This window comes from Thermosynechococcus sp. OHK43, assembly GCF_014466085.1.
Classification (GTDB): domain Bacteria; phylum Cyanobacteriota; class Cyanobacteriia; order Thermosynechococcales; family Thermosynechococcaceae; genus Thermosynechococcus.
In genome coordinates, this window is record NZ_JACOMP010000111.1 from 1 (window position 1) to 3,878 (window position 3,878).

Annotated in this window: 4 protein-coding genes and 2 pseudogenes; 3 read left to right on the forward strand and 3 right to left on the reverse strand. The window is 56.9% G+C overall.

Annotated features, from left to right (window positions below):
• A pseudogene (locus H8Q75_RS11945) lies at positions 1 to 125 on the forward strand (protoheme IX farnesyltransferase); the annotation flags it as partial.
• Between the two features lie 5 nt (positions 126 to 130).
• On the opposite strand, the gene H8Q75_RS04630 reads toward H8Q75_RS11945, so the two are convergent.
• Positions 131 to 1,021 (reverse strand): alpha/beta fold hydrolase, encoded by an 891-nt coding sequence (locus H8Q75_RS04630; RefSeq protein ID WP_297040816.1) that lies wholly within the window; start codon positions 1,019 to 1,021, stop codon positions 131 to 133.
• A gap of 67 nt (positions 1,022 to 1,088) precedes the next feature.
• On the opposite strand from H8Q75_RS04630, the gene H8Q75_RS04635 reads away from it, so the two are divergent.
• The gene (locus H8Q75_RS04635) at positions 1,089 to 1,865 is read left to right on the forward strand and encodes an SDR family oxidoreductase (protein WP_024124924.1); all 777 of its coding nucleotides are present in this window, start codon (positions 1,089 to 1,091) and stop codon (positions 1,863 to 1,865) included.
• On the opposite strand, the gene H8Q75_RS04640 is transcribed toward H8Q75_RS04635, so the two are convergent.
• Together H8Q75_RS04640 and H8Q75_RS04645 are read right to left on the reverse strand one after the other, a co-directional pair.
• Entirely contained in the window at positions 1,833 to 2,522 is a 690-nt protein-coding gene (locus H8Q75_RS04640; protein ID WP_297040817.1) for a type II CAAX endopeptidase family protein, read from the reverse strand. The genes H8Q75_RS04635 and H8Q75_RS04640 overlap by 33 nt on opposite strands.
• The gene (locus tag H8Q75_RS04645; RefSeq protein WP_297040818.1) at positions 2,488 to 3,240 is read right to left on the reverse strand and encodes a tetratricopeptide repeat protein; all 753 of its coding nucleotides are present in this window, start codon (positions 3,238 to 3,240) and stop codon (positions 2,488 to 2,490) included. The genes H8Q75_RS04640 and H8Q75_RS04645 overlap by 35 nt, the downstream gene beginning before the upstream one ends.
• A gap of 160 nt (positions 3,241 to 3,400) precedes the next feature.
• Between H8Q75_RS04645 and H8Q75_RS04650 the strand changes: the two are divergent.
• Positions 3,401 to 3,878 (forward strand): annotated as a pseudogene (locus tag H8Q75_RS04650) (site-specific DNA-methyltransferase); the annotation flags it as partial.

The window sequence follows — 3,878 nt, forward strand, 5'->3', positions numbered from 1 at the left end:
CCCGTAGTCTCTTTAGGTTTTCCATCCTGTATATGATGCTGCTGTGTGCTGCCATGGTGGGCGATCGCCTACTGCTGCCGCCCTTATCAGCCAGTCTGAATGCCCTTGGGGGTCTGTTGAGGTGACTCAGCTAGCCTTGAGTCAACTGTTGCAGCCACCCAATTAAAATTGGGTTGACAAGTTCAGGGCGATCGTCATGGGGGCAGTGGCCAGTATTGGGCAACCGCTCAATGCGGATGGCTAAGCGGTCTTGGTGAGCCTCAAAGTGCTTTGTCCCCGACACGGGGGTCCAAGGATCCACTTCCCCCCACAGCACTAGAATTGGCACTTGAATGTGGGGGAGCAAATCAACAATTTTGGGGCCAGGGGGTGCCGAAATGACGCGGGCAAAGACCTCTTTAGCACCGGTATCCATGGCCGGCCGGTGCAACAGCTCCACCAATTCATCGGTGATGGCTTCGGGATTGGCATAGACTTGGGTCAGGGTTTTGCGGATGCGCTCTGGCTGTCGAATCTGATGGAAAATGAGATGACCAATGATCGGGGAGGCCACCAATGCCCGAAAAATTGCTGTAAACAGACTCTGTGCCCAGTTGAGTTCATTGGGACGGTGGTTGAGTCCGCCGGCACAGTTGAGAACACTGACCCCACGGCAGGTGTGGCCATAGCGGGCGGCCATCATTAAACACAACAGACCCCCAATGGAGTTGCCGACCCAAACCACCGGTTCCCCAATATGGGCTTGCCAAAAATCCGCCAGTAGCTCTGCCCACAGATCCAAGCTGTAGGTTAAATTTGGCTTTGCCGATGCACCAAAGCCCAGTAAATCAAGGGCATAGACACGGTAGCCTGCGGCAGTGAGGGCGGGGATATTTTTGCGCCAGTGACCAATGGAGGCACCAAACCCATGAACCAAGACCACTGGGGCACCACTGCCATTGACGCTGTAGCGAATGCGATGGCCGCGCCAAGTCCAGTCTGCGGTGGGAAAAGCTGCTGTGGCGGAGAGCGTCGAGGTCATTTTGCCCAGTCCCTTCCTGCAAAGTGTATTACTCTTAAGATAGCGATCTTTACGTTTCGTAACAATTATGACAACGGTACTGATTACGGGGGCAACGGGGGGATTGGGGCAGGCCTTTGCCCAAGCCTTTGCCGATCGCCAGCACCATTTGATCCTGACGGGGCGTTCTCGCGACGCCCTAGAGGCCCTCAAGACGCGCCTGAGCCAAAAGGTATCGGTGCTGTGTATTCCCCAAGATCTGAGTGAGCCCGGTGCTGCCTGCCGCCTCTATGGACAGATTCAATCCTTGGGATTGGCCGTGGATGTGCTGGTCAATAATGCTGGTTTTGGCGATTATGGAGCCTTTGGCGATCGCGATCGCCAGCAATTGACGGCCATGCTCCAAGTGAACATCACAGCCCTGGTGGAACTCACCCATCTCGTGCTCCAGGAAATGCGCCCCCGCCGTCAAGGAACCATCATTAATGTCAGCTCCATTGCCGCCTTTCAGCCCCTTCCCTACCTTGCCGTCTATGCTGCCACTAAAGCCTTTGTCCGCCACTTTAGCGAAGCCCTCTGGGCAGAAGTCAAACCCTGGGGTATTCGGGTTTTGGCCGTCTGTCCCGGACCCACTGCCACCAACTTCTTTGAGCGCGCCGATATGACCCGCAACCCTGCTCTCATTGCCCAGCAGGATAGGCCCGAACAGGTCGTTGCCGAAACCCTTGCTGCCTTGCAAACCGATGGGGCAACGGTCATTCCCGGTCAGCCCGCCAATCGCTTCCTTGCCCTTGCCGGACGGTTGGTGCCCCGCCAGTGGTTGGTGCAGCAGTTAGAACCCCGCTTCCGTCCCCCCGCTCAATAGGAGCAAGCCTAAAAAGGAGCCACTGTTCCAGATGCTGTGGAGAATCATTGCCGCACCAATGTTTTGCGATCGCCAGTAGATGTAGCTGAGCACTGTTCCCAAAACCGTCAGGGGCAAGAGGTCGGCTAAATTGAGGTGGGCAATCGCAAACAACACCCCAGTGAGGCCCATGGCTGTGCCTAGGGGGAGATAGGATTGCACAGAACGAAAGAAAAAGCCCCGAAAGAGAATCTCCTCAAAGAAGGGCGCCATCAGTGCCACCATGACATAGAGCAGAGCAAAGGTTGGATAGTCACGGCTCTGCAAAATAATCTCCAGCAGCGGATTTCCCCCCCCTTGATTTTTGAGGAGGGCTTGACTGGCGAGTGAACTCAACAGCACTAGGGGAAGCGCGGCAAAATAGCCACCTACCCCCCAACGCAGCGCTCTCCCTAACCCTCCCTGCCAGCGTAGCCATTGCCAAGGGCGCTTGCCAAAGGGACGCAGGAAATACCAGAGCCAGCCCAAGCCTGCCGCCGTGATGATGCTGTAACTGGCCAATGCATAGAGGGTTTGAGCCATAGCGGAACGCAGCGGCAGCCCCTGACTGATCAGGGTGCGCACCAAGGGCATCAGCATCAGGCTAATGGCAAAAAAGAGGGCAAACCAGATCACCATGCCTTCCCAGAGGGTTTCCCAGCTCCATGTGACGGGGGTTAGGGATGGGAGGGGGATTTCCTTGGTGGCGGCGGCGCAGGTGTTGATAGATCCAGACAATCCAGAGAACCATCCCAATCAAACTTCCTAGCAATGGCGTCGCGCCAAGGAGGGCAAGGCGATAGAAGGCCGCTTTGGCGCGGTTTTGTTCGGCACTGGCCAGGGCCATCAGGGCATCGGAGCGCTGTTGCAGTTCGTAGAGGCGTTCGAGGGCGCGATCGCGAAACCAGCCGTGGAGGGTATTTTTAATCAATGGTTCCGCCTCTGGGAGCAGTTGCGGTGGCTCTGACCACAGGCTGAGGAGTACTTCTGCTGTACTGCGGGTTGCCCCTTGACCCTCTTGGATCAGGAATCGCCAGGTTTTCAGGGCGCGATCGCCCTGCCCAGTTTCAGCATAGAGCAGTCCTAATTGCAGACGCAGCGGTTGGTTTTGCGGTGTGGGGGTCTGCAGCACCCTTTCATAGGCTTTGATCGCTCCTTGTAGATCGCCGAGGAGGCGATCGCTAATGTCAGCATCCCCTAGCCCCTGCCATTCGCGGGCTTGCAGTGACAAATTAGTTTGAGACAGGTTGATTTGTCCTTGGGTTTGAGGCTCCAAATAGCTACCTAGCAAGGACACCGTAATCAGGGCAGCCACCACGACACTGAGGGCGGCAAGCACCAACCGCTTGAAAGACATAGGGCAACGCTGACAAGGGACTTCCCAAAACCTTAGCCGAAAGTCAGCCAGCGGATCAATTGAGGGAGGGGGTCAGAGCCACAACAGGGGTAGAATCGCGGCACAGCCTTTATAGTTCCATGTACAATTTTCTCAAAATACTACTGGCCTGTTCCCCGATATGCCGCGCAAAAAACAGTCCTCCAGCCGCCCCATCGCATCCTACGAGCATCGCGACAAAGAGCGCCTGAACAACCCGCTGGTTGGACTCGTAACGCCGGAGACCGACCCGGACGCCGGGCAGAAGAAAAAGCGCTACGCCTACGACCCGCACCTGGACCCGCAACTGGTCTGGGCGGGCAAGGCCGAGCACACCTCCTTCGAAGTGCCCACGGTCTCGCTCCACGTCCACGAGCGCATCGACCCGCGCACCATCATCGAGGCGGTGCGGAAAGACAGTGGTCAGTGGTCAGTGGCTAGTGGCCAGTTATCACTGTTCGAGGAAGAGAGAAAAGAGCCACTGCGGGAGGCTATCGAGTTCTACCAGCACCGCCACGGCTGGTCGAACCGCCTGATCGCCGGCGACAGCCTGCTGGTGATGAACTCGCTCATGGAAAAAGAGGGCATGGTCGGCAAGGTGCAGATGATCTACATCGACC

Excerpts from the sequence above, each read along its gene's own strand:
- H8Q75_RS04640 (WP_297040817.1), bottom strand. The coding sequence starts at position 2,522 with ATGGTGATCTGGTTTGCCCTCTTTTTTGCCATTAGCCTGATGCTGATG.
- H8Q75_RS04645 (WP_297040818.1), bottom strand. The coding sequence starts at position 3,240 with ATGTCTTTCAAGCGGTTGGTGCTTGCCGCCCTCAGTGTCGTGGTGGCT.
- H8Q75_RS04630 (WP_297040816.1), bottom strand. The coding sequence starts at position 1,021 with ATGACCTCGACGCTCTCCGCCACAGCAGCTTTTCCCACCGCAGACTGG.
- H8Q75_RS04635 (WP_024124924.1), top strand. The coding sequence starts at position 1,089 with ATGACAACGGTACTGATTACGGGGGCAACGGGGGGATTGGGGCAGGCC.